The sequence below is a fragment of the Neobacillus sp. SAB-20_R2A genome (assembly GCF_049568635.1).
GTDB lineage: Bacteria > Bacillota > Bacilli > Bacillales > Cytobacillaceae > Neobacillus > Neobacillus citreus.
This window is the reverse complement of record NZ_CP145895.1, coordinates 2,380,152-2,406,761: the sequence shown is the minus strand read 5'-3', so window position 1 is coordinate 2,406,761 and position 26,610 is coordinate 2,380,152. Positions and strand designations below refer to the sequence as shown.

At 42.1% G+C, this 26,610-nt stretch carries 27 protein-coding genes and 1 other annotated feature; of the genes, 3 read left to right on the top strand and 24 right to left on the bottom strand.

Annotated elements, in window-relative coordinates:
* Window positions 1–9 precede the first annotated feature (9 nt).
* Genes V5M37_RS11800 through V5M37_RS11790 form a run of 3 tightly spaced genes read right to left on the bottom strand, consistent with a single transcriptional unit; the run spans window position 10 to window position 3,093 of the window.
* A complete protein-coding gene (locus tag V5M37_RS11800; RefSeq protein WP_423802087.1) occupies window positions 10–921 on the bottom strand; it encodes an SDR family NAD(P)-dependent oxidoreductase in 912 nt (303 codons plus the stop codon).
* Window positions 922–950: 29 nt separating this feature from the next.
* Window positions 951–2,252: an acetyl-CoA hydrolase/transferase family protein gene (locus V5M37_RS11795; protein ID WP_423802086.1), complete on the bottom strand. Its 1,302-nt coding sequence runs from the start codon at window positions 2,250–2,252 to the stop codon at window positions 951–953.
* Window positions 2,253–2,307: 55 nt separating this feature from the next.
* Window positions 2,308–3,093, bottom strand: coding sequence for an IclR family transcriptional regulator (locus V5M37_RS11790; protein ID WP_423802085.1), 786 nt, complete (start codon window positions 3,091–3,093; stop codon window positions 2,308–2,310).
* A 155-nt stretch (window positions 3,094–3,248) separates the two neighbouring features.
* Window positions 3,249–3,483, top strand: a binding site (T-box leader).
* Between the two features lie 42 nt (window positions 3,484–3,525).
* Here V5M37_RS11790 and V5M37_RS11785 point away from each other — a divergent pair.
* Window positions 3,526–5,055 carry a 2-isopropylmalate synthase gene (locus V5M37_RS11785; RefSeq protein ID WP_423802084.1) on the top strand — a complete coding sequence of 510 codons (1,530 nt, stop codon included), beginning with the start codon at window positions 3,526–3,528 and terminating at the stop codon, window positions 5,053–5,055.
* 70 nt (window positions 5,056–5,125) lie between these two features.
* Here the strand turns inward: V5M37_RS11785 and V5M37_RS11780 are convergent, their stop codons facing one another.
* The 21 genes from V5M37_RS11780 to V5M37_RS11680 all read right to left on the bottom strand — a co-directional run bounded on the left by V5M37_RS11780 (window position 5,126) and on the right by V5M37_RS11680 (window position 25,480).
* Entirely contained in the window at window positions 5,126–6,340 is a 1,215-nt protein-coding gene (locus V5M37_RS11780) for an ABC transporter substrate-binding protein (RefSeq protein WP_423802083.1), read from the bottom strand.
* 144 nt (window positions 6,341–6,484) lie between these two features.
* On the bottom strand, window positions 6,485–7,192 hold the full coding sequence (locus V5M37_RS11775; protein ID WP_423802082.1) for an ABC transporter ATP-binding protein: 708 nt from the start codon (window positions 7,190–7,192) through the stop codon (window positions 6,485–6,487).
* Window positions 7,185–7,952, bottom strand: a complete 768-nt coding sequence (locus tag V5M37_RS11770) for an ABC transporter ATP-binding protein (protein WP_423802081.1) — start codon at window positions 7,950–7,952, stop codon at window positions 7,185–7,187. The genes V5M37_RS11775 and V5M37_RS11770 overlap by 8 nt, the downstream gene beginning before the upstream one ends.
* 2 nt (window positions 7,953–7,954) lie before the next feature.
* Entirely contained in the window at window positions 7,955–8,983 is a 1,029-nt protein-coding gene (locus tag V5M37_RS11765) for a branched-chain amino acid ABC transporter permease (protein ID WP_423802080.1), read from the bottom strand.
* Window positions 8,983–9,846, bottom strand: a complete 864-nt coding sequence (locus V5M37_RS11760) for a branched-chain amino acid ABC transporter permease (protein WP_423802079.1) — start codon at window positions 9,844–9,846, stop codon at window positions 8,983–8,985. The genes V5M37_RS11765 and V5M37_RS11760 overlap by 1 nt, the downstream gene beginning before the upstream one ends.
* An 80-nt stretch (window positions 9,847–9,926) precedes the next feature.
* On the bottom strand, window positions 9,927–11,603 hold the full coding sequence (locus V5M37_RS11755) for a long-chain fatty acid--CoA ligase (protein ID WP_423802078.1): 1,677 nt from the start codon (window positions 11,601–11,603) through the stop codon (window positions 9,927–9,929).
* Window positions 11,604–11,630: 27 nt separating this feature from the next.
* The gene (locus V5M37_RS11750; RefSeq protein WP_423802077.1) at window positions 11,631–12,215 is read right to left on the bottom strand and encodes a TetR/AcrR family transcriptional regulator; all 585 of its coding nucleotides are present in this window, start codon (window positions 12,213–12,215) and stop codon (window positions 11,631–11,633) included.
* A 157-nt stretch (window positions 12,216–12,372) separates the two neighbouring features.
* The gene (locus V5M37_RS11745) at window positions 12,373–13,542 is read right to left on the bottom strand and encodes a thiolase family protein (protein ID WP_423802076.1); all 1,170 of its coding nucleotides are present in this window, start codon (window positions 13,540–13,542) and stop codon (window positions 12,373–12,375) included.
* Window positions 13,543–13,590: 48 nt separating this feature from the next.
* Window positions 13,591–14,364 carry an SDR family oxidoreductase gene (locus V5M37_RS11740; RefSeq protein WP_213140399.1) on the bottom strand — a complete coding sequence of 258 codons (774 nt, stop codon included), beginning with the start codon at window positions 14,362–14,364 and terminating at the stop codon, window positions 13,591–13,593.
* Between the two features lie 22 nt (window positions 14,365–14,386).
* Window positions 14,387–15,592 (bottom strand): acyl-CoA dehydrogenase, encoded by a 1,206-nt coding sequence (locus V5M37_RS11735; protein ID WP_423802075.1) that lies wholly within the window; start codon window positions 15,590–15,592, stop codon window positions 14,387–14,389.
* Between the two features lie 291 nt (window positions 15,593–15,883).
* Window positions 15,884–16,258 carry a PaaI family thioesterase gene (locus V5M37_RS11730; RefSeq protein ID WP_423802074.1) on the bottom strand — a complete coding sequence of 125 codons (375 nt, stop codon included), beginning with the start codon at window positions 16,256–16,258 and terminating at the stop codon, window positions 15,884–15,886.
* A 53-nt stretch (window positions 16,259–16,311) separates the two neighbouring features.
* Window positions 16,312–16,692, bottom strand: coding sequence for a PaaI family thioesterase (locus V5M37_RS11725; RefSeq protein WP_423802073.1), 381 nt, complete (start codon window positions 16,690–16,692; stop codon window positions 16,312–16,314).
* Window positions 16,693–16,707: 15 nt separating this feature from the next.
* Entirely contained in the window at window positions 16,708–17,898 is a 1,191-nt protein-coding gene (locus V5M37_RS11720; RefSeq protein WP_423802072.1) for a thiolase family protein, read from the bottom strand.
* Between the two features lie 29 nt (window positions 17,899–17,927).
* Window positions 17,928–19,076, bottom strand: coding sequence for an acyl-CoA dehydrogenase family protein (locus tag V5M37_RS11715; RefSeq protein ID WP_423802071.1), 1,149 nt, complete (start codon window positions 19,074–19,076; stop codon window positions 17,928–17,930).
* A 22-nt stretch (window positions 19,077–19,098) separates the two neighbouring features.
* The gene (locus V5M37_RS11710) at window positions 19,099–20,703 is read right to left on the bottom strand and encodes a long-chain-fatty-acid--CoA ligase (protein WP_423802070.1); all 1,605 of its coding nucleotides are present in this window, start codon (window positions 20,701–20,703) and stop codon (window positions 19,099–19,101) included.
* Window positions 20,704–20,733: 30 nt separating this feature from the next.
* A complete protein-coding gene (locus V5M37_RS11705) occupies window positions 20,734–21,645 on the bottom strand; it encodes a ketopantoate reductase family protein (RefSeq protein WP_423802069.1) in 912 nt (303 codons plus the stop codon).
* 66 nt (window positions 21,646–21,711) lie between these two features.
* The gene (locus V5M37_RS11700; RefSeq protein WP_423802068.1) at window positions 21,712–22,479 is read right to left on the bottom strand and encodes a class II aldolase/adducin family protein; all 768 of its coding nucleotides are present in this window, start codon (window positions 22,477–22,479) and stop codon (window positions 21,712–21,714) included.
* A gap of 139 nt (window positions 22,480–22,618) precedes the next feature.
* Window positions 22,619–23,020 (bottom strand): MaoC/PaaZ C-terminal domain-containing protein, encoded by a 402-nt coding sequence (locus tag V5M37_RS11695; RefSeq protein ID WP_423802067.1) that lies wholly within the window; start codon window positions 23,018–23,020, stop codon window positions 22,619–22,621.
* A complete protein-coding gene (locus tag V5M37_RS11690) occupies window positions 23,017–23,466 on the bottom strand; it encodes a MaoC family dehydratase N-terminal domain-containing protein (RefSeq protein WP_423802066.1) in 450 nt (149 codons plus the stop codon). Before V5M37_RS11690 ends, V5M37_RS11695 begins: the two co-directional genes overlap by 4 nt.
* Before the next feature lie 17 nt (window positions 23,467–23,483).
* Window positions 23,484–24,248 carry a beta-ketoacyl-ACP reductase gene (locus tag V5M37_RS11685; protein ID WP_213140409.1) on the bottom strand — a complete coding sequence of 255 codons (765 nt, stop codon included), beginning with the start codon at window positions 24,246–24,248 and terminating at the stop codon, window positions 23,484–23,486.
* 59 nt (window positions 24,249–24,307) lie between these two features.
* Window positions 24,308–25,480, bottom strand: coding sequence for an acyl-CoA dehydrogenase family protein (locus tag V5M37_RS11680; protein WP_423802065.1), 1,173 nt, complete (start codon window positions 25,478–25,480; stop codon window positions 24,308–24,310).
* 251 nt (window positions 25,481–25,731) lie between these two features.
* Between V5M37_RS11680 and V5M37_RS11675 the strand changes: the two genes are divergently transcribed.
* Entirely contained in the window at window positions 25,732–25,884 is a 153-nt protein-coding gene (locus V5M37_RS11675) for a YpzG family protein (RefSeq protein WP_213140411.1), read from the top strand.
* A 159-nt stretch (window positions 25,885–26,043) separates the two neighbouring features.
* Window positions 26,044–26,547: an N-acetyltransferase family protein gene (locus V5M37_RS11670; RefSeq protein ID WP_423802064.1), complete on the top strand. Its 504-nt coding sequence runs from the start codon at window positions 26,044–26,046 to the stop codon at window positions 26,545–26,547.
* Window positions 26,548–26,610: the final 63 nt, after the last annotated feature.

Here is a 26,610-nt window from a genome sequence, read left to right as displayed (position 1 = left end):
CTAACTCTATTAAACTAACGGCTCATATGGAAAAACATCTTTACTCACTTCAAGTGGAGTAAAGGCAGATTGTAAAGAACCTTTAATCGCGCTAATGCTATCAATTGACCAGCCTTCTGAGTTGTATACGGAACGAACTGGCCGAGGCTGCGAGAAGACCATGATTTCTTTGCCGCGAACACCGAAAATTTGTCCTGATACATCCGCCGATTCATCTGAGCTTAAGAAGGCTACAAGCGGCGCAATATGAGCAGGTGACATCTGCTTTAATTTTTCCACCCTTTCCTTTTCAGTGTCAGTTTCAGTCGGAATTGTACCGATTAATCGGCTCCAAGCAAAGGGGGCCACCGCATTTGCTGTTACATTATAGCGCGCCATATCTAAGGCAGTAATTTTTGTCAGGCCCGCAATCCCTAATTTTGCAGCAGCATAGTTTGCCTGCCCGACGTTACCGATTAAACCGGATGTAGAGGTAAAGTTAATAAATCTTCCTCCTTTTTGTTCTTTAAAAATCGGTGCAGCTACTCTTGTCATGTTGAAGGAGCCTTTTAAATGGACAGCTATAACTGAATCCCATTCTTCTTCACTCATTTTGAAAACCATGCGGTCCCTTAAAATCCCCGCATTATTCACCACAATATCTAACCGTCCAAATTCATTTAATGCTGTTTGAACAATGTTGCCGGCATTTTCAAATTCAGCCACTGAATCATAGTTTGCTGCAGCTGTTCCGCCTGCCTCTCTTATCTCCTGGACCACTTCGTCCGCTACTTTTGCGTTATTGCCCTTCCCGTCTGCACCGCCACCCAAGTCATTGACAATTACTTTTGCACCTTCTTTTGCCAATAACAATGCAATCTCCCGGCCAATTCCTCGTCCTGCACCTGTAACAATCGCGACTTTATTTTCTAATTTTTTCATCTTCAGCTCAACCCTTCCATTTTTAAATTTTAATAAATAACTTTCTTCATGAATTCCCTTTCAAATTCTGCTAATAATTTTTCCCGAAATTGCGGATGTGCGATGGAAACTAATTCTTTTGCACGTTCTTGAAGTGATTTTCCAAATAATGAGGCAATTCCAAACTCTGTTACCACATAGTCGATTTCTGACTTTACAGAAGTAATATAAGATGTTCTAACCTTAATTCGTGACTCTGTTCCTCTCTTTGCTGTAGACGGAAGGGCGATAATCGACTTGCCGCCCTTAGAAAGTCTTGCACCATGAATAAAATCCATTTGTCCGCCAACACCGGCTATAGGAACGTTACCGATTTGCTCCGCATTGATTTGGCCAAATAGATCCACTTCCAACGCGGAATTGATTGAATAAAAATTGCTAATGTTGGAGATTACTGCAGCATTATGAGTATAATCTAAGGGGTATAATTCAATAGTCGGGTTATTGTGACAATAGCGGTATAAATCTTCTGTTCCTGTCAGCGTTGTACATACCGTTTTATACCGGTTAATCTCTTTTTGTTCATTTGTTACAACTCCTAAATTGATCAATTCGATTATCGAGTCAGAAATTGACCCGGAATGGATCCCTAGTCCCTTTTTATTTTTTAGAGATAATAGAATACTTTCTGCAATTTTCCCAAGACCCACTTGGATGGTTGCAAAATCGGGGATTAGTTCTGCGACATTTCTGCCAATCGTTTTTTCTTCTTCAGAAAGATTTCCACGAGATAATGTCAGCACTGGTGTGTCAGATAAAACAAATTGATCGATTTCAGAAACATGTACAAGTGTTGCTCCATTTGTAAAAGGAAGATTTCTATTTACTTGAGCTATAACCAACCCCGCATGCTTTATTAATGTTTGTACGGTATCGACCGATAACCCAAGATTACAGTAGCCTTCTTCATTCGGAGGTGTAACTTGTATAAGGGCCACATCGATTTTTTGTGAGCTAAGCCACTTTGGAATTTCTGAAAGATTGACAGGCAAGTAGTCACATGTATTATGTAAAAATGCGCCTTTTAATAGAGGTGAACTTAGAAAAGTTCTTATTTGAAAGTGGGGATAACATGATGAATCAGCATAAATACATGGACTGCCGATCACTGCATTATAAAGTATCACATCTTGTAATCTCTCTTTTTGTAGCACCAACTCCTGAATAAGCCTTTGCGGCTCATTACAAAATGGTGCTAGAAAAACCTTTTGAGATGACTTTATGTTTAAAATAGCCTGTTCTACATTCGTTTGACGATTTCTATATAGGTCTTGCCATGACTGCAGTTCCACCCTTTTTTCACCACCAATAAGCCCAACTCACTTTTCACCTAATCTTTTTCTATCTCTAGGTTAGATTTCGAATTCTATTACTAATGTCTTTTGCAGCTCTTTTTACTAAGATTCCTTTTAAATGAAGGTCCTCTTTATCGAACTGAGAAGTAAAGCAGATTAATTCAATCGACATTTCAACAGTATTTTCCCCGCTGAATATAGGAGCAGCAATTCCGCCTAATCCCTTAATATACTCTCCGTATGTGATGGAATAACCATTTTCTCTAATAAACTCCATATCCCTTTCGATTGTTTGAACCTCTTCCTCAGAAAATGTTTTTAAGCCCTTTTGCTGTTTTAAGAAGTACTCCCTTTGCTGTTGATCCAGCGGAGCTAGAAAACACATGCCGAATGAACCATCCGTTATGGAAAAATGCCGGCCGACTGATACGCTGACGCCAAAATCGCTTGCTTCCACTTTTGCGACGATTGCCACCTTATCCTCCCCAATTTTATTGACAAGAATAGAAGTCATACCAGTTTCTCTTGTTAGTTTTTCAAGATATGGCATAATAATAGATAAATAGTCCAAGTGCTCTTTGGCTCTTTCCCCGAGAACGACTAAATATGGTCCTAAGGTATATCTCTTTTTGTTTTCTAAGTACCGGACCATTGAAAATTCTTCAAGGCTTTGCAAAATTCGATAGCAGGTCGCTGGATTTAAGGATAAAGCGTTTGCAATCTCGGTAACAGTACTCTCCCGGAAGCGATTACGGCTTAATAATTTAAGAATTTCCATAGCGTTTTCAATTGCTGGTACAGAGTATTTCCGCTTTTCTTTCATCTTTTGATTCTCCATTATTAAACACCCCTGCATATAATTTTATATACAAAAAAATATTGCGTCAACAAAAAGTCATACAATTCTAATAATTAAATTTATTTTTAAAAAAAATGTTGATTAAAAATATTTAATGTAGTAACATATGTTTAAATTAAAAATCTGAATATTAGTAATTGTCTATGAAAAGGAGTTTGATTATTCTTTCCTTAAAGAGAGCCTGTGGTTGGTGCAAACAGGCAGGAGAAATAATCTGTCTCGCCTTGGAGACTTTCTTCTGAATTAACAGTAGGAAGAACGGGCTGCAAACCGTTATGCATTTGTCTAAGTAATACCTTTACTTACCGAGGCTGTTTTCCGAAAGGGATCAGCGAATGAGGGTGGTACCGCGCGAATTGCGCCCCTCAGGTTAAGTGAAGGTATTTTTATTTTTATAAGGAGGGATTAATCATGGAAAAGAGGATTTATTTTTTTGATACCACATTAAGAGACGGTGAACAAACACCTGGAGTCAGCTTTAATTTGGATGAAAAAGTGGAGATTGCCCTAAGGTTAGAAAATTTAGGGATTGATATTATTGAAGCAGGATTTGCTAATGCCTCACCCGGTGATGCCGAGGCAATCAGGGCGGTTGCCAAAGCAGTTTCGGGGCCAATGGTGGTCAGCCTTGCACGCACCAATAAGGATGATATTGATGCTGTTATTAACACCTTGGGGGATATTGATAATACGGGCATACACATCTTTATCGCTACCTCTCCTATCCACCGCGAGCGCAAATTAGGTATGACTAAAGAACAAGTTTTGGAAAAAGCGGTCGAAAGCGTATCCTATGCCGCAAAGCATTTTAAACATATTGAATTTTCCTGTGAAGACGCAACACGTACCGAGCTTGAATTCCTTTCTGAGGTAGCTGAAAAGGTCATTGAGGCGGGAGCAACTGTCTTAAATTTTCCTGATACTGTCGGTTATACAACACCAGAGGAGTATACGAAACTTTTTCAATACGTTCTTGAAAACACAAAGGGTATTGAAAAGGTACGGCTAAGCTGTCATTGCCATGATGACCTAGGGATGGCACTTAGTAATAGCATTGCAGCCATCCAGGCAGGGGCAGTCCAGGTGGAAGGCTGTATTAATGGAATCGGTGAGAGGGCTGGAAACGTGGCCCTTGAAGAAGTGGCAGCACTTTTGGAAACAAGGAAGGATTACTTCAACATCCAGACAGGTATCAAACTTAAAGAAATCGCCAAAACGAGCAAGCTTATCAGCAGGTTGACGGGGATTGCCATTCCTCCCAATAAAGCGGTAATTGGCGGAAATGCTTACTCCCATTCTTCCGGAATACATCAGGATGGCGTGATTAAAGATAAAGCAACATACGAAATCATGACGCCGGAAAGTATTGGTTTTAATGAAACAAAATTAGTTCTAGGTAAGCTATCAGGAAGAAATGCGCTTAAAAAGAGATATGAAGAACTCGGCTATTCGGTAAACGAAACTCAATTAAAAGAGATTTTCAAAAAATACAAGGAATTGGCAGATCGGAAAAAGGATATTTTTGATGAAGATATTATCGCCCTATTGGAAACCCAGCCAAAAAATACAGTTCCATCTTTCTTTACGTTTAATGACTTTAGCTTACAGATCCTAAATCATAACCAATATCGTGCTTTCGTCAACATCATCGGAGCTGAAAATACCGATATCGAAGGAATTGGAGACGGAAATGGGCCGATTGATGCTATCTACAAAGGAATCGATTCAGCGCTTGGCCTTGAGCTTGAGTTAATTGACTATAAAATCAATTCTATATCAAAGGGAAAAGACTCAATTGGAGAGGTCTTTGTTAAAGTCCGGAACAACGATAAAATGGTTTCAGGAAGAGCGATTAACGTGGATATCATTGTTGCCAGCGCCAATGCCTATATAGATGCTATTAACCGATTAAAGGTTGCAAATGTAAAAACACTAATATAAATGAAAATTCCCCCTTGAAAACCTTCCTTCAAGGGGGAATTTATTTTTAGAGCTAGTTTTTTAAGTGTTATTATTTAACTTTAATAGGTACAATCTTACCATTTTCAACCGCTGCAACTTCTAAATCACCATCGAAGCCGCCGCCGTCAAATTTGTTAAAAATATAAACCTTTGCCTTTTCAGGAACATTTTCTACACCTTTTTGCATAGCCGCTTGGATTTTCTCTGCATCGTCTACAGAACCGGAAGCCTTCATTGCTTCTGCAAAGATATACATCGCAATATAGTTTAGACCTGCTTCAGAACCAGGGACTTCCTTATACTTGTCTTGATACTTCTTGACAAAATCAGGAATAACCGGGCTGATTTTGGACTCAGATAATGGCATAACGCCGATTGCACCATTCAGCATCTCATATGAACCAGTTACTTTCTTCATTTCGTCCAGTTTGGCTTGGTCCATCACGATGAAACCACCTTTAAAGCCAAGTTCACGAGCCTGCTTGATAACTTTAGCAGTTGGCTCAGAAGGACCGCCGACAAATAAGACATCTGGCTTTTCTTTCAATGCATTCGTTACAAGTGTAAAGAAGTCTGTTTCTTTTGCAAAGTCAATCGCAGATTCGAATACAACCTTGCCGCCTTGTTTTTCCCAATAAGGCTTCAGCTTAGCAGACCAATCCTTACCGTACTGAGAAGCAGTTGGAAGGAACGCAATTTTCTTACCGAACTTTTCCATTTCATACTCAGTAAATGGCTTCAAATATCCATCGTAACGCGGAGGAATACGAACTGTCAACTTATTGCCAACTTCAGAAACTTTCGGTTCACTAGTGTAAGCACCAATGATGAATTTATCCTGCTGGTTGAAAACCTGCATTGCAAATACGCCGCCGCTGTGTGGAGTAAAGATGATTGGCGTCTTGTTTTCCTGAAGCAATCTCTTTGCGTTTGCACCTGTTTCGTTTGGAAGGTATTTATCGTCAAGAGAGACAATATTAAACTTGTACTTTTTGCCGCTAACTTCGATACCGCCAGCACCGTTAATTTCTTCTACAGCCATTTTAACGCCGTTCAATGTACGCTCGCCGTAGAATGCAGCAGGTCCGCTTAATGGCCCAGAGTAACCGATGTTAACCGTTCCTGCATCTCCTGATTTGCTGTCTCCGCCGCCACTTGAAGGCTTTGTATTAGCAGTTTTATCACTTGTGCTGTTACATGCAGCAAGACTAAATACCATTACTAAGGTAAAAATAATCATAAATACCGATTTCATTCTTTTCATTGGTTTTCCCCCTAAATTTTTTTAAAATGTTTGGTAAGAAAATATTTCGTATTGCCGACAACCACCCCCTTCAAAAAGGAATGCAGTTATTGCTAAGGGTCGAACGTTTGAACCTTTCAGTCCAAGACCGCTTGACCCGCTTTCTTATGCACCGATGTAGGCCTTTCTCACCTCATCATTAGCAAATAATTCTGCAGACGTACCTTTAAGGACAATTGTTCCGTTTTCGAACACGTAGCCTTTATCCGCGATTTTTAATGCTGCATTGGCATTTTGTTCGGCTAAAAGGATCGTTGTCCCCTCTTTGTTAATTTTTTGAATTACCTCAAACATTTGCTCAACGACTAATGGAGCTAACCCAATCGATGGCTCGTCCAAAAGCATTAGCTTCGGTTTTGACATGAGTGTTCTTCCGATGGCCACCATTTGCTGCTGTCCTCCACTTAAAGAACCGGCTGGATCATGACGCTTGTCCTTTAAAATCGGGAACAATTCATACACATGCTCCAGCGAGTGCTTGATTTGGTCTTTCTTCCGCCGATGGACATAAGCACCCATTTTTAGGTTCTCTTCCACAGACATGGCATGAAATAGCTTTCTTCCTTCCGGGCACTGGCCAATTCCCCATTCCACGATTTTGTCAGCTGAAGACTTATTTAAATTCTTTCCTTCAAAAGTAATCCCGCCTACTGATGGTTTGTTAAGGCCGCTTATCGCCCGGAAAGTTGTACTTTTCCCGGCGCCATTTGAGCCTAGTAAAACGACAATCTCTCCCGTATTTACCTCAATATTGATGTCATGAACGGCAGTAAAGCTTCCGTATTTGACAGAGACATTATCAAGTTTAAGCACTGGCACTCCCTCCCAAATAAGCCTTAATTACCGTCTCGTTATTACGAATTTCTTCCGGTGTTCCTTCAGCAATTTTTTCGCCATAACTTAGAACCATAATTTTATGTGCTATTCTCATGATCATTTGCATTTTATGCTCAATCAGGCAGACCGTAATTCCTTTCCCCACCATCTTCTGCATTAATTCAGCCAGACCATCCGTTTCGCTGGGATTAACCCCGCCTGCAGGCTCATCAAGGAAGACGATTTCCGGATCAGTAGCCAGGGCTAATGCGAAAGCTGTTCTTTTCTTCTCTTCCTGGGTTAGTCCGCCTGCCAGTTTGCCAGCTAAATGCTCTAAACCAACGAATTCCAAAACTTCCATCGCTTTATCTCGACATTGTTCCTCTTCCCTTTTGAGCCTAGGGGTTCTCAATATAGCATCAAGGAGATTGGATTTTGTACGCAAGCGGTGCCCGACAATAACATTGTCCAACACGGTCGCCTGATCAAATAGATTGGTTGTTTGGAATGTACGTGCCACCCCAAGCTCAGCGATTTTATTAGAAGGCAGTTTGGTAATATCCTGCCCTTTGAAAATGACCTGTCCTGATGTGGGACTATGAAAGCCGCTTATCAGGTTGAAAAAAGTGGACTTTCCTGCACCATTGGGACCAATAATGGCATTGATTTTTCCTTTTTCAATTGAAAAGTCGACATTGTTGACTGCAACGTTACCGCCAAATTTCTTTGTCAGGTTTTTAGTCTCTAAATAAATCATGCTTACCCCTCCTTCACTTGATTTTCAGGCCGCAATTCACTTTGGATATACGAATCCTTCCTGACAGCCCGCTGCTTTTCTTTCTTGGCCATGCGCTTTCGGTAAACATCTGTGACACCGCCAACGATTCCGCGTGGATAAAAAATTACTAGGATCGTTAAAAGTGGTCCGAAAATGAGCATGCGGTACTGTTGAAAATCTTGAAGCAGCTGAGAAAGCCACATGACAAGCATAGTCCCAATCAGTGGACCGGTAAGTGTTCCGATACCGCCAACAACTAGGTAAGTCAGCAAATCAAAGATAATCGCAATGTTTCCAATATCCGGGCCGATAAAGCGTACAAATGATGCATATAAAGCACCGGAAAGGCCTGCAAAAAATGTTGATAATACAAAGACTGCTAATTTATTTCTTCCAGTTGCAATCCCAATGGTTAGTGCTAAGTCTTCACTATTTCGAATCGCAATGTACGATCTTCCAGTAAGTGAATGAATAATTCGGTACATAAGCAAAATGACGAGGAGAAGGAAAAATAAAACAAGATAATAATGTGATTTTTCCGTCTCAAAGGTAATTGGGCCAAAGCCTTGAGGTGCTGGAATCCCAATCAGGCCACGAACACCTTCCGTTAAACTTTCCCATTTATCTATCACGAGATAAATAATATAACCTAAACACATTGTGTAGATGGCGAAAAAGTGCTCACTCGTTCTTAATGCAATCAAACCTACTAATAATCCTATTAAACAAGTAATCACCAGAGATAAGACAAATGCAAGCCAGAAACTCATATGGGCTTTTACTGTTAAAATCCCTAAACCGTAAGCACCGATTGCAAAGAATCCCGCGTGTGCCAATGAAAGATAACCAGTATAACCTGCAAGCAGGTTAAGTCCATAAACCCCAATCATCCAAATAAACGCCAAAGTCATTACGTGGATCAAATAAGTATTTGTTGTTATTAATGGAAACCCAATAGCGACCAATACTAAGAGAATGATGATATTTCGTTTGTTCAATACCGCTGACATTAATGTCCCCCCTTTGAAAACAATCCGGTTGGTTTAACCGTAAGAATAATAACCAGGATAAAAAAGGCAATAATGTCCTTATAGTCATTTGAAATGTAGGTCGCTCCCAAGCTTTCGCTGAAGCCGATAATATAACCGCCGACGATTGCTCCTGGGATACTGCCCATTCCACCAAGAATAATGATAACAAACGCTTTTAAGATAACTAACTGTCCCATTCCTGGGAATACTAGATTGATAGGTGCCGAAATAGATGCAGCGATGGCTGCCAGTCCGCCTGAAATCATAAAGGTCAGCATCGCAACCCGGGTTGTATTGATCCCCACCAGGTTTGCCCCTTCACGGTTCTGCGACATCGCAATGATGGTGGAACCGGTATAAGTTTTTCTTAAGAAGAAATTTAATAGAATCATAACGATAACTGCAGCTACTACAATAAGAATTCTCTGCATTGTCAGCGTTAATCCGAAAACCTCAACGACGTTGCCATATGGTGTTGGCATGCTTTGGTATTCTGCTCCCCAATAATACTGCGCGAAAGCTTCTAGGAATAAAAGGATACCAATGGCAGCAATTTTATCTTGGATTGGCGGCGATTCACGTAGAGGGTGAAAAACCAACCTTTCCATTAATACTCCAAGAAGACCAACAACGATGATAGAAATAAAAATGGCAATCCAATAATGAAGCCCAAATTTTGTCATCATGGTCAGCGTTATGTATCCGCCCATCATGTATAGTGCACCATGAGCAAAGTTTGGAATGTGCAAAATTCCATAAACTAGGGTTAAGCCCAAAGCTACCAGTGCGTAAACACTCCCTATGGTTAAACCGTTAAACAACTGCTGAATAAGAATATCCATTGCTCTCCTCCTTTGTTTTAGTTAGTATAATTTTTTCAAGAGGGGCCTCCTCTAATGTCAGCCCTCTTGATCATAAACGTTTAATGGACCTGATTCTGAACCTTTTCATTTTCTTCCTCCTGAAGGGTGCGCCAGAGAATTTTGCCGCTGGAGGTCATTGGAAACACCTCTCTGAACTCAATCATGCGTGGATATTTATAGGCGGCCATGTGATGCTTGGACCACTCGATAATTTCATCCTCGCTGACTTTTCCTTCATACCCTTCATTTAAGATGACAAAGGCTTTTACGTTTTCCCCTCTTCTAGGATCTGGTACTCCCACGACGCAAGCTTGCTGAATAGCAGGGTGCTTGTAAAGGTATGACTCGACTTCAGTTGGCCATACCTTGAATCCAGAGGCATTAATCATGCGTTTAACACGATCGACCATAAAGAAATATCCATCTTCATCAAAACGGCCAATATCCCCAGTTCGGAAAAACCTCTTCCCATCAATCTCAAGGTATGCTTCCCGGTTTTCATCATCGCGGTTATAGTAGCCAACCATTACCTGCGGTCCATTGACAATAATTTCACCGACTTCGCCGACACCAAGTTCCTTTCCAGTTGACGGCTCAATAATTCTAGCATCGACATCATAGGAAGGGATTCCAAGACACTGCATTTTTGGTCGATTCGGCGGATTGAAATGGGTCTGGGCAATCGTTTCTGAAAGTCCGTAGCCTTCGACAAATCGCAATCCCGTCAGGTTAAATAATTTTTCACCAACTGCTTCTGGAAGAGCTGCTCCTCCACCAGCAAGATAGGTTAAGGAAGCAATGTCCTCCACCTTCAGATTTGGATTGGCAAGAAAATCGACAATCATAGTGGCGATTGTGACCCAATGGGTGCAGCCTAAGCTCTTTATTAGTTCCACTGCCGCATCCCGATTCCACCTCGTCATAATTACCATCATACTGCCGCTGAAAATTGGCATGTGCATGCTGTGCACCATACCCGTCACATGGAAAAGCGGCAAGGTCATCAGATGGATGGCATTTGGTGTTGTAGAGGACCAGTGGTAGCAGCCTACAGTATTCGCATTGACTGACCGGTTAGTATGCATACAACCTTTTGGAAGACCTGTTGTCCCTGATGTGTAGGGCATAACAGCCAAATCATCACCTTTTGCCGTATGTTCCGACGGAGTGAGATTTGCCTGAATCGCATCAACCCAGTTGTAATGATTAGGATTGTTCACCACTAATCTTGGTGCCTCCACCTCTTTTGGAAGCATTTTTTCGAAGCCTTCACCTATATAATCTGAATAGGCTGCAAGGAGCAGGTGCTCCAAGGAGGTTTTTCCTAGCAGAGGCTGAACTCGGTCTAAGAGTTCTTGTCCGGCGATTGCTGTTTTAATTCCGCAGTCGCGAATGTAAAATTCAAGTTCATCCGCAACTAGCATTGGGTTAATTGGGACTACAACAGCGTTGGCCCTTAAAATGGCGTAGAAACCAATCACAAATTGCGGGGAATTTTGCATAAAGAGCAGGACTTTGTCCCCTTTTTTTACGTCTAACTTATGCTCTAAGTATCCGGCCAGGGCATTTACTTCTTCATCTAATTGCTGGTAAGTCAATTTATTCCCATAGTAGAAGATAGCATCCTGATCAGGATAACGGCTTGCACTTACTCTAAGATTGTCATAGAGTGAAGTGGCAGGGACATTCAATGATTTTGGGATATTTGGCCAATGTTGATAATGAAGAGTTAACAATCTCGATCTCTCCTTTTTGCAAGAATGCTAGATGTTAGGTGTGTAAACGCTGTCATTGCTGATTCCGTTTAAAATAAGGTCAAGAAATATATCCGCAACCCTTTCTTCAGGTACTTCTCCCTCCGGGTTGAACCAATAATAGCTCCAGTTGGTCATGCCAAGGATAGCCATTGTTATTATATCGGCGCGGCCCTTTTGGAGGATTCCTTGTGTAATACCTTCTTCAATTAATTTTTGGACATTATGACGAAATGCGCTTCGTTTTTCCTTGATTTCCAGGAAATTATCTCTGCTTAAATGCCGCATTTCTCTGGTAAATATCCGGGCACTTCTCAGTTCGATTCTAATGGTGCTAATCTGCATTAAGATAATCTCATGCAGTTTTTTGGCAAAATCGTACGAAGAATTATTCATAATTTCTTCCTGCTGTTTGATTATTGACTCAATATACAACAGGTGAATTTCCTTTAACAATTCCTCTTTACTGCTGAAATAATAATAAAATGTACCTTTTGTTACACCCAGTTCCTGGACAATATCCTGTACCGAAGTTGACTTAAACCCGTTTTTATCGAATAGTAAAATCCCCGTCTCCATTATCTTTCGCTTCATCGGCTTATCCTTTCAGCATTAAAATCAAAGTGCTGCTGTAGTGGAATGTGGTAGGTGCGTCTGACACCAAGATTGACTTTTCCTCTTTCAATAAGGCGTTTGGTCAAGTTTGGTGCCTGACACCTAGATGAGTACCACCACAGTCAGTACCTTGTTTTTATTCGCTCTCGATGATTGTTGCGATTCCTTGGCCGCCGCCAATGCAGGCGGTGATAAGGGCATATCTTCCGCCGGTGCGTTTTAGTTCGTAGCAGGCTTTGGTGACGAGGATGGCACCTGTTGCTCCCAGCGGGTGGCCATGGGCGATGGCCCCACCGTTAACATTGACTTTTTCCATATTCATTTCAAGCTCGCGGTTGCAAGCAATTACTTGAGCAGCAAAGGCTTCATTGATTTCGATTAAGTCCATGTCTTCTATGGATAATCCTGATTTTTCAAGAACCTTTCTAACAGCCGGAACAGGGCCGATTCCCATGATATTCGGGTCAACACCGGCGACTGCATAGTGACGGATAACTGCTAGTGGAGTTAAATTTAATTCCTCTGCTTTTTCCCGTGACATGATAACTAGGGCCGATGCAGCATCATTTAGGCCTGAGCTGCTGCCTGCTGTGACTGTTCCATCCTGGAGGAATGCTGGCGGAAGCTTTGCCAAACCCTCAATGGTCGTTTCCGGCCTTGGATGCTCATCACTAATGAAAACAATCGGCTCACCTTTTCTAACAGGTATAGTGATAGGAACGATTTGCTCATCAAAGCGTCCTTCTTCCATGGCAGCTTTCATACGCTGCTGGCTTTGGAGCGCGAATGCGTCCTGCTCTTCCCGTGTAATATTGTATTTTTTCACGAGATTTTCGGCCGTAATCCCCATTGGCGGATCGCCTATTTCTTTAGGAGAGAGCTGCGATTTCCGGAAACTTGGAGGATTCGCACCATACGGTTTTTCCGGCCGGTCCATCAAGTAAGGAGCACGGCTCATACTTTCTGTTCCGCCGGCAATATAGATATCTCCATCCCCGGCTTTAATTGCCTGGGCTGCTAGATTAATAGCATTAATTCCAGATCCACACTGCCTATCGACTGTCACGCCCGGAATTTCGATGGACAGTCCCGTTTGCAATGCAGTTAATCTCGCAATATTTCCACCGCCTGATAAAACATTTCCCAAAAAAACGTCGTCTATCATGTCAGGCGTGATATTTGCCCTTTTAACTGCTTCTTTAATTACTTCAGCTCCAAAAACATGTGCTGGAACGCTTGCTAGTGCGCCTCCCTGTCTGCCAATGGCAGTTCTAACTGCCGAAACAATGACAGCATCTCTTTTCATTAAGCAAATCCCCTCCTGCTTTTTTATATTTACGATTCTATTGATTTCTTACATTACATGTGAGCCGCCGTCTACAACAACGATATCCCCGGTTACAAAGTCCGAAGCTCGCGATGCCAGGAACAACGCTACACCTTTCATATCTGTATCAGTCCCAAACTTACGTAATGGAGTGCCTTCTAAGATGGCTTCACCACCAGCATCAAGCAGCCCTTTTGACATTTTTGTTGGGAAGAATCCCGGTGCAATTGCATTAACATAAATACCATGCTGGCCCCATTTCACAGCTAAATCCTTTGTGAAGGTAATAACTGCCCCTTTACTAGCGTTATAGCCAATAGCATTCATGTATTTTGGGTTCGACCCCTGCAGCCCAGCGACAGAAGCAATATTAATGATTTTGCCGCCCTTTTGTTCGATCATCACTCTTCCGACTGCCTGGGACATTAAGAAGGTTCCGGTAACATTCGTATTCATTACCTTATTCCAAGCCTCAAGCGGCATTTCCTCGACAGGTGCTCCCCAAGATGCACCGCTGTTGTTGACAAGAATGTCAATGCGTCCGAATTTTTCCATTGTTCGTTCCACAACGTTTCTAACATCTTCAGGATTGGAGACATCACATTTTAATGCTAGACTCTCGACTCCAATCTTTTTTAAGCCTTCACTTACTTCCTCACAGGCCTCAAGTTTACGGGAACAGACCACTACATTGGCGCCTGCCTCCGCAAATCCTTCAGCAATTTGCTGTCCAAGACCTCGGCCGCCGCCTGTTACAATGGCGACTTTACCTGTTAAATCAAAAAGCTCTTTAACATGCATCTATTTTTTCCTCCTAATACGATTAACGGTATTTTTTCAATTCATAGCGGGCAATCGCACGCTTATGCACTTCATCCGGACCATCAGCAAGTCTTAGTGTACGGATATTGGCCCAACTTGCGGCAAGAGGAGTGTCCTGGCTTACACCGGCGGCACCAAATGCCTGAATGGCACGGTCAATTATCTTTAATGCCATGTTAGGCGCAACCACTTTAATCATGGCAATTTCGCCTTTAGCCTCTTTATTCCCAACCGTATCCATCATGTAGGCCGCTTTCAATGTAAGTAAACGGGCCTGCTCGATTTCGATTCTCGCTTCGGCAATCCATTCTTGAACTACGCCTTGCTCGGCAATTTTTTTACCGAATGCTGTCCGTTCCTGAACGCGTTTGCAAAGAAGCTCAAGTGCACGTTCAGCTGCACCGATGGTTCTCATGCAATGATGAATTCTTCCAGGTCCTAGACGTCCCTGCGCGATTGCGAAACCTTTACCTTCGCCCCAAAGCATATTTGAAGCCGGTACACGAACATTGTTGTATTCAATTTCGGCATGGCCATGCGGTGCATGGTCATAACCAAATACAGTTGTAACTCGTTTGATTGTGACTCCAGGAGCATCGAGCGGTACTAGAATCATCGATTGCTGCTCATGTTTTGGTGCATCAGGATCATTTTTACCCATAACAATCGCAATCTTACAGCGAGGGTCTCCAGCACCCGATGACCACCATTTTGTTCCATTGATGACGTATTCATCGCCATCACGGACAATACTTGCTTGAATATTTGTAGCATCGGATGAAGCAACATCCGGCTCAGTCATTGAGAAACAGGAGCGAATTTCGCCATTTAATAACGGCTTCAGCCATTTTTCTTTATCTTCTTCAGTCCCGTAACGGACCAATACTTCCATATTTCCGGTATCAGGCGCAGCACAGTTAAACACTTCTGGTGCAAAATGGACACGTCCCATGATTTCGCAAAGCGGTGCATATTCAAGGTTCGTTAAACCGGCACCATATTCACTCTCTGGTAAAAATAAGTTCCATAGACCAGCTTGCTTTGCCTTTTCTTTTAATTCTTCCATGATCGGCGGGATCTTTGAAAATGGATCGTTTTTATCAATTTGATCATGATAGAGCTTTTCATTTGGATAAATATACTCTTCCATAAATTCAGTAAGCTTTTTTTGCAATTCTACTACCTTATCGGAATAACTAAAATTCATCCTTACCACTCCTCTTTTTTCTACATACTAACTAGTTGGTATGTCGAATAACCTAATATTATTAAAAATTTTTCGAATATTCAATTCGATATTTTCGACAATTTTCTCATTAATATAGTAGAAACATATTTTTGGGTGTCTTTTTACTATTGTGCTTTCTGATTACTATAAATTACCGTAATTTAACTGACTTTTATTAGATTAGTAAGGACACGCCGCGAAAGAAATTTCTATATTAATCTACTAATTTTAGTCGAAATTTTTTGAAAATAATATTTAGAAATTTCTTCTCTATGCATTTCTGACTATCTTATAGATACCTGTTCCTTTGGCAATTAATGTTGCATTCTCGTCAATAATTTCCGCTTCCAGCACAGCCATTTTATAGCCCTTTTGGAGAAGTTTAGCCCTAGCAAAAAGATGACCGGTATTTGCTGGAGCAAAATAGTGAACATCCAGATTCATAGCTGTAACCGGGCATTGATATACGGAACGGAGAGCAATTGATTGCACCGTATCAAGCATCGAGGCGTGAACTCCTCCATGCAGGCTTTTATTCGTATTTAGCAGGTCGGTTTTTATTGAAAGCTTCAGCAAAATCTCTTCCTCTGAGGAATTTACGAGTTCAAATCCGATATGCTTGAAAAATGGATTCCTTTCCATCATTTCATATATCCCCCAATCCAATCGGGACACCCTATCACCACCTTTCAATTTCTTCATTGTTTAATAGGACTTGCCTTGAACATGCCTATAGCCTTGGCAGCAACAGCACCATCCTGCCCATAAACGATTCCCTCGGCTGTTATGACTTTTTCCTCGATATTCAGTATATTTGTTTTCGCATGATAGTTTTCTTTCGGACTTAGGTCAAAAAAGGACACGTTAAGGTTTATCGTCGTTGCAAACGAATTTGTTTCCAGGGAGGCAGTAGCCCCCATGGAAATATCCAGCATTGTGGAAAAAACGCCCGGATGGACAGTGCCATCATCCTGCAGCAAAATAGTCTGAAGCGGCAAATCAAGATGAAACGTGTCGGTTTTAGTACTGTTAAAACCCAAGTATTCAAAAAATGTCGATCTCGTCACTGGTAATTTCACATTTCCTGCCCTTTCCTATTGATTAACTGCTTCAACGAGGATTGCCATTCCTTGGCCGCCGCCAACACAAAGTGTTGCAATTCCGTATTTTTCACCACGGCGTTTCAATTCATAAATCAGAGTCGTCATAATCTTCGCACCCGTGGCACCAAGCGGATGGCCCAAAGCAATTGCACCACCGTTGACATTCACTCGGGACGAATCTAAGTTTAACTCACGAATAACAGCAAGTGATTGCGAAGCGAACGCTTCATTCAGTTCGATTAAACTAATCTCGTCAAGCGTTAAGCCTGTACGTTCAAGGAGTTTTTTCACTGCTGGAACCGGGCCGATGCCCATAACTTCAGGTGATACACCAACAGCTGTCCAATCGACAATTCGCGCCATCGGTTTTAAGCCTAATTTCTCGGCATGGCTGCCTGATGTTAATACAAGCGCAGCTGCCCCGTCATTCCGCCCGCAGGCATTACCAGCCGTAACCGTGCCATTTTGTTTAAACGCCGGCTTTAGGCGGCTTAATGCCTCGATGGTTGTATCAGGTCTTGGATGTTCGTCCTCCGTAAACCAAACGGACCCTTTTTTCCCTTTAACTTCTACAGGGACAATTTCGTCCGCAAAGCGTTTCTCACTAATGGCAGCTGCTGCTCTACGCTGACTTTCTAGCGCAAATGCATCCTGGTCCTCGCGAGAAATCGAAAATCTTTCAGCGACATTTTCCGCCGTTATTCCCATTCCAAGCCCGCTGCCGTATGTTTCCTGAGGCTGTTGGCCCGCCTCTGCATTGGAATCAACCAGCTTTGGATTGTCACCGCCAAAACGGGAGTTTCTTAGGTAAACAGGAGCATTACTGAGGCTTTCAGTTCCCCCAGCGACTACAATATCTGCTTGACCAAATGCAATTTGCTGCGCCCCTGAAGCAACTGCCTGCATTCCTGAGGCACACAAACGGTTAATCGTAAATGCCGGAGCTGTTTCCGGAACCCCAGCCCGAAGCGCAGCGACTCTGGCTACATTGGAGGATTCTGTCGTTTGTCTAACCTCTCCTAAAATCACTTCATCGACTTGCTCAGGCTTAATACCGGCACGATCAATAGCCTCTTTAATTGCAACCGCTGCCAACTGCCCGGAATTAAGACTTTTTAATGTGCCGCCATATCTCCCTACTGGTGTTCTTACTGCACTTAAAATGACAATATCATTTTGCATATTAAATCACCTGTCCCTAGATTAATAGTTTAGCTGTATTCCTTCTCTAACTGCGCTGCAATAATGTTTTTCTGAATCTCTGAAGTTCCTTCATAGATTCTTGTGATCCGCGCATCACGATAAAAGCGTTCAATCGGATAGTCTGCAATATACCCAATTCCTCCATGGATCTGAACGGCCTTATCAGCAACACGATTGTATACCTCGGAACCGTATAGCTTCAGCATCGCTGCTTCTTTGATGACCTTCATTCCCTGATCAACCATCCAGGCAACGCGATACGTAAACGAACGCAGTGCTTCGATATCTACTGCCATCTCAGAAAGCATATGACTGACAGCCTGGTTCCTGATGATTGGTTTGCCAAATTGAATTCTTTCAAGCGCATATCGCGTTGACATGTCGAGAAGCTTTTGGCAGGATCCCAAATTCCGGGAGGCCAAACCAGCACGTCCGTTGGCAAGAATTTTCAAGGCATTCATATAGCCCTGTCCTTCTTCACCAAGCACATTTTCCACTGGAACCTCGCAATCTTCAAAAATCAATTCTGCTGAATGAGACCCTCTTAAGCCCATTTTTTTCTCAACGGCCCCCACCCTGAAGCCGGGGAAATCCTTTTCAACAATGAACGAGGTGATGCCCTTGGCCCCTTTAGACGGGTCGGTCACAGCCATCACAGTGAAAACGCTGGCCTCAGTAGCATTGGTAATATAATGCTTCAAGCCGTTTAGGATATATTTATCACCCTTACGAACAGCCGTTGTTTTCAGGTTAGCAGCATTGGACCCCGCTTCAGGTTCGGTTAAGGCAAATGCGCCAATTTTTTCACCGCTCGCCATATCTGGCAGGTACTTACGCTTTTGCTGCTCATTTCCCATTTCCACAATACCGACCGAACCTATTCCTGTATGGGCGCCGATTAAAGTTGTATAGCCATTATGAGTCTGGCCGATTTCCTCATATAGGGCACATTTGCCGACCATGCCAATTCCAAGCCCGCCATATTCCTCAGGAATACTTAAACCGAAAAGCCCCATCTCTTTTGACATATTGATAATTCTTTCCGGAATTTGGTTTTCCTCTTCAATTTGCATCGCAACCGCTTCGACTTCGGTTTGAATAAATTCCCTGACATTCTTTTTTAAAAAAAGAATATCCTCATCCAGTTCAAAGTTCATGACTAAATCCCTCCGTTATGCCTTAAGCCTTTTTTGCTTCTTCTTCTACAAGGATTCTTTTTAAGAGCTTTCCTACTGTGTTTCGAGGCAGGGATTCTCTTATTTCAAATTGTTTCGGTACTTTGTAGCGGGTCAGGTTTTGGTAGCAATGTTCCTTTAATTCTTGAATATCGATATCTTTACCGGCTTTCGGAACAATATAGGCCTTGACGATTTCGCCGGCTTCCTTATCCGGAATCCCGACTACTGCTGCTTCTAATACAGCAGGATGTTCATATAAAACTCCTTCAACCTCCTGGGGATAAACATTAAAGCCCCCGACAATCACCATTTCTTTTTTTCGTCCGACAATATAAAAGTAGCCCTCATCATCCATCGTTGCTAAATCACCGGTATAGAGCCAGCCATCCTTTAGTGCTTGGGCCGTTTCTTCTGGTTTATTCCAGTATCCAAGCATGACCTGCGGCCCCTTAATTAAAATCTCGCCGACAGTCTTTTCCGGTACATCCACACCATTTTCGTCAACAATCCGGCAGTCTGTAGCTGGCAATGGAATCCCGATGCTGCCTATTTTGCTAACACCATCAGGCGGATTGCGATGTGTAGTTGGAGAAGTTTCCGATAGTCCATAACCTTCCCCAATCGGCACTCCCGTCAGGTCCTTCAATTTTTTCATAATTTCAATCGGCAATGGAGCCGACCCGCTTGTACAGACCTTAAAGCAGGTTAAATCATATCGGTCAATTTCCGGGTAATTGGCAAAAGCATTATACATTTTTGGAACACCCGGGAAGAACGTAGGCCTGTAAGTTTGAATGAGTCTTAGAACCTTCTCAAGTTCAAAACGGTTTACTAATAGAATGGCTGCCCCAAGGTAAATCGGCAGATTCATGCCGCTCGTCATTCCGTAAACATGGTAAAGCGGGGTTGCGGTCAAAATGATTTCCTGTCCGTAAACCATTGTACTTCCATAAAGAACCTTGCTCTGCAACACATTCGCGCTCAAGTTGAAATGCGTCAGCATGGCACCTTTCTTTTTACCGGTTGTTCCTCCGGTATATTGAATTACTGCAATGTCCTTCTTTGCTGAAATTGAACATGTTTCCTTTAGAGGAACGGCACTTTCAATCAATTCCGAAATAGTTGGAATGTCATTGGTTTGCGAATCACCGGCAGAAAATATCTTCTTAAATGAATAAATTTCAGAAATTTTCGCAATTTTCTCGAGACCATCCGGCTCTGCTACCAAATAAGCGGTTTCAGAATCATTGAATATTTCAAGCAGTTCCCTTGGTGTATAGTGCGGATTGATTTGCACGACAATCATCCCAAGCTTCAGGGCAGCATAATAGGATACAACATATATAGGGTGATTTCCGACCATCAACCCCAGACGATCTCCTTTTGCTGCGCCAAGCTCTTTCCAAACCGCTGCCAGCCGGTCAACCTTATCCTTCAAATCATGGTAGGTCAGCTTTTCATTTTCATAAATAATAGCCGTATTATCAGGGTATTTTTCAGCTGTATGATCCAAAAATGTGTAAAGGCTCATTTCCGGAAATTCAATGGAAGATACCGCAGTTTCAGGATAGTGGCCGAGCCAAGGACGTTTGTGTTGTATTTGCAATTCGAACACCTCTTTTAGCACATTGATTACTCAAACGTTCCTCGTTTGAAAGTTTAAAAGATGATAAATAGTATTGAGGACTGGGGTTTCTACCCCTAATTCTTTTCCTTTTTTCACGATATAACCGGCAATAGATTCCAGTTCCAGCGGTTTCCCTTTAAGCTTATCCTGCAGCATCGAGGTTTGGTGATCTTGGGCAAACTGCCCTTGCATCATCACTGTTTCATACTGGTCTTCCTCGATCTCAACCCCTGCTGCTCTTGCAACAGCAATAGCTTCCTGACAGATTTTTATCGCCGTCTCTTTTAATCCCTTGTCCTCATAAATAGCCCTAACCTTTGCTTCTATTAAGGCTGTCAAAGGGTTAAAGGTGACATTCCAAAGCAATTTTTTCCACTTGATTTTTAAAATGTCACGAGTTGGATAGGCTTCAATATTAGCAATGTTAAATAGCTCATGAATGACACTGAGTCTTTCCCATAAATCTTCCTCTAAAGCTCCAAATACCAGCTTTGGCGGGACACCGATTTGTTTTACAGTTCCTGATTCCGTCACACCTGCCTGAATATAAGCAGCAGCAGATAAGATCCGGCCGCTGCCAAATACGGAAGCGAGAAATTCTTCATTATCTACCCCATTTTGAAGAGTCATAATCATGCATGATTCCTTTAATACACGGGTAAACTTCTCAGCCATTTCCATTGTGCTTGTTGACTTAACACAAAACAACAGCAGGTCTACATCCGTAAAGTCCTCATAACAATCGGTAAACGTTGCCTCCACTGTGAATGATTCGGAATCGCTTTCAATGGTCAGCCCATTTTCCCTCATTCTTTCGAGATTGTTTCCCCTCGCTAAAAAAATGACCTCATTACCCGCCCTTTTTAAAAGGCCGCCAAAATAACCACCGACCGCACCTGTACCGGCCACGCCAATTTTCATGCTGCTTCCCCCTGCTTATTCCATATGTATGGCTCTGAAAGGAATCGCTCCCTTCAGAGAACATGATTAATCTAGTAAATCCGGCTGTTCCTTGACAATCCGATTCCATAATGGCTGGAACTGGAACCATCCCGCACTGGAAGTACCGACAGTATTATAGGTATTGCTAGCACTTTCATTATCAATAATTACCGGTTTACCAACTGCCTCAGCAAGAAGCTGTGCCTGACAGGAGCGCTCCATCGTAATAAACCACCAGGCTGCCTCATCAACGGACCTTCCGACCGTTAAAAGACCATGGTTTCTTAGGATACAGGCTTTCTTATCACCAAGCGCTTGGCCAATCCGTCTGCCTTCTTCAATTTCATGAACAACTCCAGTGAAATCATCAAACAAGGAATGATCCTGATAAAATGCACATGCATCCTGTGTGATTGGATCAAGAAGGCGGCCTAGCGAAGACCATGACTTCCCATAGACTGAATGGGCATGGGCAGCTGCGATAATGTCCGGCCTTGCAGCATGGACCTGCGAGTGAATAGCGAATGCGGCCCGGTTTACCGGATAATTTCCTTCGACAACTTCACCTTGATGATTGCAGAGAATTAAGTCAGAAGCGCTGATTTGGCTGAAATGCATGCCGAACGGGTTTACCCAGAAGTGATCCTTTAGTTCGGGGTCGCGTGCGGTAATATGTCCTGCGACACCTTCATCAAATCCAAATTTTGAAAATAAGCGGAAGGCAGCAGCCAGTTTTTGTTTTAAATGCTGGCGTTCCTCTTCGACTGAGGAAAATACCGGCGGCTTATAACTTAATTTTAATTTGACTGTCATATAATCATCCCTTTTTAAATTTAACTTTGATGTGATTTAAGCTCCAATCAACAACCGATAACAATAAACCCAGCATTCAGAGGGGAGTCCATCTTTCGTGCCGGGTCTATTCCTTCAATCTGCAATTCTGTCTTTCATGTTAGTAAAGCTGGTATACAACTTCTCCTTTTATTACATCCTTCCCTTGCTGGTTCACAGCCTGGACATCGAAGCGAAGCTGATTATCTTCCTTCTCCTTTAAAGAAGCATTTAATGTAATCACGTCATTTAAGAAAACCATGCCTTTAAAACGGATTGAGTAATCCTTGACAAAGCCCTCTTCATAATATTCCGTAAACAACTTGGCCAGATTTCCCATCGTCCACATTCCATGGGCAATGATTCCCGGCAGACTGGCTTTTGTTGCTTCTTCGTCAATTGTATGGATCGGATTAAAATCTCCGGAAGCACCTGCATATTTAATCAGGTCGATCCTGGAAACAGGTGATAACTGGATTTCCTTTAAGGAATCACCGGTTTGCAATTGAGTTAGTAAACTCATTTCGCCAACACCTTCCTTACAGCTTCAGATATGACTACAGTAGAACTAGAAGTGAAAATTACATTTCCTTCTGAATCCTCACCACAGTTTTCCATTACCAGGAAGCCCATTTCTCCAAAGTTCCCTTTTTTCTCAAAGTAATTTTTCACCTGAGAATAACAATAAATTTCCTCACCTACATATAATGGGCGCTCATAATGGAAAGACTGCTCCCCATGTATCAAGCCTTTATTAGGCAGGTACAGGTCTTCTATCACCCCATAATCAAATACCCTTGGGAAGGTTGGCGGGGCAATGTTCTTTTGATAACGTGAGAGTCTGCCGGCATCCTCATCAAAATAGATAGGATGCAAATCGCCAATGGCTTCAGCAAATTTCTTAACGGCTCCTCTTTCTACGGCATTTTTCACTTTATTAGATCGCTTGCCAATTTGATCTTTGAACAATTTAGCTCACCCCTAAATTAACATTTTGGTCCGCCGGCAACATAGATAACCTGGCCGTTAACAAACCCTGATTTCTCATCTGCAAAAAATGCAACAGCATTTGCGATATCAGCAGGTTTTCCGCTTCTGCCGACAGGAATATTGGCTACACTAGCCTGAATCATCTGGTCAAAGGAGATTCCAATTCTTTCAGCCGTTGCTTTTGTCATATCGGTTTCGATAAATCCAGGAGCAACTGAGTTCGCTGTGATACCATACCGTCCTAGTTCAAGTGCAAGGGTTTTCGTAAAGCCCTGAAGTCCGGCTTTTGCTGCTGCATAGTTTGCCTGACCGCGGTTGCCTAATGCAGAAGTTGAAGAGATATTGATGATCCGGCCATATTTTTGCTCAACCATGTATTTTTGAGCAGCACGGGCAGCATTAAAGGAACCTTTTAGGTGAACATCCATGACAGTTTGCCAGTCGGCATCAGTCATTTTGAACAATAAATTATCGCGGATTACCCCAGCATTGTTTACAAGAATATCAATGCGGCCAAAAGCATCATGAACCTCTTTAACTGCAGCCTCTACCTGCTCAGGGTCGACAACATTGGCTACCTTTGCATAGACTTGATATCCTTTTTCTTTCAGTTCGCTAGCTGTTTCGCTTAATGCCTCTTCATTTAAGTCGATAAGAGCAACACTAGCTCCTTCTTCTGCAAAATACTCGACAATCCCTTTGCCGATTCCACGGCTTCCGCCAGTGATAAACGCAACTCTTCCTTCAAATCTTCCTGCCATTATTGTTCCTCCTTACATCTTTATGTTTATTTTTTTAGACAACGCTTACAATAAGCTTATTAAATACCAAGTTTCACATGGCCCTTAAGCAGGTTACGAGAAATAATCAGGCGCTGAATTTCATCAGTTCCGTCGTAAATTCTCCAAAGTCTGGCTTCACGGTACCAGCGCTCAATTGGCAATTCTCTTGTGTAACCCATACCGCCATGAATCTGCATAACTTTGTCAACCACACGGTTGCCCATATTGGCACCATAAAGTTTTGCCATGGATGCATAATGACGATTATCTTCGCCTTGGTCAAGTGTCCATGCTGCGTTTAACACAAGCCATCTTGCTGCTTCAATATCAACAGCACTATCGGCAATCATCCATTGAATTGCTTGTCTATCTGCAATCGGTTTGCCGAAAGTCTCGCGTTCTTTTGCATAATCAATCGCCATTTGCAATAAGCGTTCTGCTGTACCAACAGCTCTAGCGCCAACAACCCATCTTGCAAAGCCAATCCACTCAAGTCCAAGATTGTAACCTTTATGCAGTTCGCCAAGAATATTTTCTTCTGGAACTCGGACATTATCAAATACCAATCCGGCTGGACCCCATTCTCCCATGGTATGTATAAATTCTGATTTCCAGCCCATATCGCGGTCAACGATGAAGCATGTTACACCTTCACGGCCTCTAGTTTTTTGGTGCAATTCTTTATCAGTAATCGCAATGGCCATAACGAAATCTGCTTCATTTCCGCCTGTAATGAATGTTTTTTCGCCATTTAGGACCCATTCATTGCCATCTTTAACAGCGGTCATTTTAATATTTGTTGTATCAGATCCAGCACCTGGCTCTGTCATGGCGAAACATGATTTCTTTTCACCGTTAATAGTTGGAATTAGGTATTTTTTCTTTTGTTCTTCATTACCATAGTAGAGGATGTTATCAGCAGAGCCGCCGAATGAGAATGGTACAAATGTTTTGGAAACCTCCATGTAAACAAGCGCCATCATCATTTGTCCAAGATCCGCACCACCGTATTCTTCCGGAGTGTTGATTCCCCAGAATCCGGCTTCCTTAGCTTTTAGCCGCAATTCCTGCAGTTTGCCCTCCGGTAGGCTTGGCTTACCTTCCCGCTCTCTTCTTAGGACTTCATTTTCAAGCGGCATTAGTTCTTTTTCAACAAATTTTCGAATCGTTTGCTGAACCATTTTTTGTTCATCTGTTAGACGTAAATGCATGCCTTTCACTCCAATCTAGGATTCTAGTATTTTTTACTGCTATTAATATTATGCCGGTTTAGTTTAATACATACCTACCGGTTGGTATGTTTAAGATTATTTTATTTCGAAATTTCAGAAAAAACAAGATTAAATTTAAATTTATATTTAAAATTTTTTCAGATAGACTATTTTTCATTATCTTTACAAATGATAAAGATGATATTCTATTCGAATATCATCGTTTCAAAATCCTATTTTGAGGTGATTTGATGAGCTACAGAGAGCGTATGGATGCACACTCGGATATGTTTGTAAAAAATTCGACAAGGCATAAGCGTCAGAAATCTCAGGTGAATGGCGAAACGCAAATGTCGCAAAACAACATCATCTTAAGGAGTAATGCCAAAGCCCACCGCTGGTAGGGATTTGCCAATGAAACGAATCAGGGAAAACCTTTTTCCGGGGACAGCATTCCCGGGAAAAGGTTTTTCTTTTGAATATTCGAGCGGATATTGATTTTGATTGATAGAAGGGTTACCATAAAATCTAGCTATTTATTCAATTTATTGGGGTGTTAGGTCATGTTTGAAGAATTCATAATTAGAGATGCAGAAATAAAAGATTTAGAAGATATTGTTCACATATATAATACAACCATTCCAGGCAGAATGGTGACTGCTGATCTAGAGCCTATCAGTGTTGAAAACCGGACGCAATGGTTTTACGATCATACACCTGAATTTCGGCCATTATGGGTAGTAGAACATGATGGGTATATTTGCGCATGGGTAAGCTTTCAATCCTTTTATGGGAGACCTGCCTATAATAGCACTGCTGAAATCAGCATTTACATTCATCCTGATTATCGAGGCAAGAAGCTTGGTAAATATCTGATCCAAAAAGCGGTCGATTTCTGTCCAAATCTCGGCATCAAGACCTTGCTTGGCTTTATATTTGCCCATAATGAGCCAAGCGTTAAACTCTTTAACAGCTTTGGTTTTGAAAAATGGGCCCATCTTCCAAATGTAGCCGAATTAGATGGTATTGAAAGAGACTTGCTGATCCTCGGCAAAAGAATTTACTAGATAATTCCACTTTGCCTGTTTTTCCATGAATATGATGTTTCTAAATCATCCATTATCAAGTAA

Coding starts and splice junctions, on each gene's coding strand:
- V5M37_RS11750 (WP_423802077.1), bottom strand. CDS start 12,215: ATGAAGCGAAAGATAATGGAGACGGGGATTTTACTATTCGATAAAAAC.
- V5M37_RS11800 (WP_423802087.1), bottom strand. CDS start 921: ATGAAAAAATTAGAAAATAAAGTCGCGATTGTTACAGGTGCAGGACGA.
- V5M37_RS11670 (WP_423802064.1), top strand. CDS start 26,044: ATGTTTGAAGAATTCATAATTAGAGATGCAGAAATAAAAGATTTAGAA.
- V5M37_RS11685 (WP_213140409.1), bottom strand. CDS start 24,248: ATGGCAGGAAGATTTGAAGGAAGAGTTGCGTTTATCACTGGCGGAAGC.
- V5M37_RS11715 (WP_423802071.1), bottom strand. CDS start 19,076: ATGAACTTTGAACTGGATGAGGATATTCTTTTTTTAAAAAAGAATGTC.
- V5M37_RS11785 (WP_423802084.1), top strand. CDS start 3,526: ATGGAAAAGAGGATTTATTTTTTTGATACCACATTAAGAGACGGTGAA.
- V5M37_RS11680 (WP_423802065.1), bottom strand. CDS start 25,480: ATGCATTTACGTCTAACAGATGAACAAAAAATGGTTCAGCAAACGATT.
- V5M37_RS11770 (WP_423802081.1), bottom strand. CDS start 7,952: ATGATTTATTTAGAGACTAAAAACCTGACAAAGAAATTTGGCGGTAAC.
- V5M37_RS11790 (WP_423802085.1), bottom strand. CDS start 3,093: ATGGAGAATCAAAAGATGAAAGAAAAGCGGAAATACTCTGTACCAGCA.
- V5M37_RS11740 (WP_213140399.1), bottom strand. CDS start 14,364: ATGCATGTTAAAGAGCTTTTTGATTTAACAGGTAAAGTCGCCATTGTA.
- V5M37_RS11735 (WP_423802075.1), bottom strand. CDS start 15,592: ATGAATTTTAGTTATTCCGATAAGGTAGTAGAATTGCAAAAAAAGCTT.
- V5M37_RS11705 (WP_423802069.1), bottom strand. CDS start 21,645: ATGAAAATTGGCGTGGCCGGTACAGGTGCGGTCGGTGGTTATTTTGGC.
- V5M37_RS11780 (WP_423802083.1), bottom strand. CDS start 6,340: ATGAAAAGAATGAAATCGGTATTTATGATTATTTTTACCTTAGTAATG.
- V5M37_RS11765 (WP_423802080.1), bottom strand. CDS start 8,983: ATGTCAGCGGTATTGAACAAACGAAATATCATCATTCTCTTAGTATTG.
- V5M37_RS11730 (WP_423802074.1), bottom strand. CDS start 16,258: ATGATGGAAAGGAATCCATTTTTCAAGCATATCGGATTTGAACTCGTA.
- V5M37_RS11700 (WP_423802068.1), bottom strand. CDS start 22,479: ATGACAGTCAAATTAAAATTAAGTTATAAGCCGCCGGTATTTTCCTCA.
- V5M37_RS11745 (WP_423802076.1), bottom strand. CDS start 13,542: ATGAAAAGAGATGCTGTCATTGTTTCGGCAGTTAGAACTGCCATTGGC.
- V5M37_RS11695 (WP_423802067.1), bottom strand. CDS start 23,020: ATGAGTTTACTAACTCAATTGCAAACCGGTGATTCCTTAAAGGAAATC.
- V5M37_RS11720 (WP_423802072.1), bottom strand. CDS start 17,898: ATGCAAAATGATATTGTCATTTTAAGTGCAGTAAGAACACCAGTAGGG.
- V5M37_RS11760 (WP_423802079.1), bottom strand. CDS start 9,846: ATGGATATTCTTATTCAGCAGTTGTTTAACGGTTTAACCATAGGGAGT.
- V5M37_RS11675 (WP_213140411.1), top strand. CDS start 25,732: ATGAGCTACAGAGAGCGTATGGATGCACACTCGGATATGTTTGTAAAA.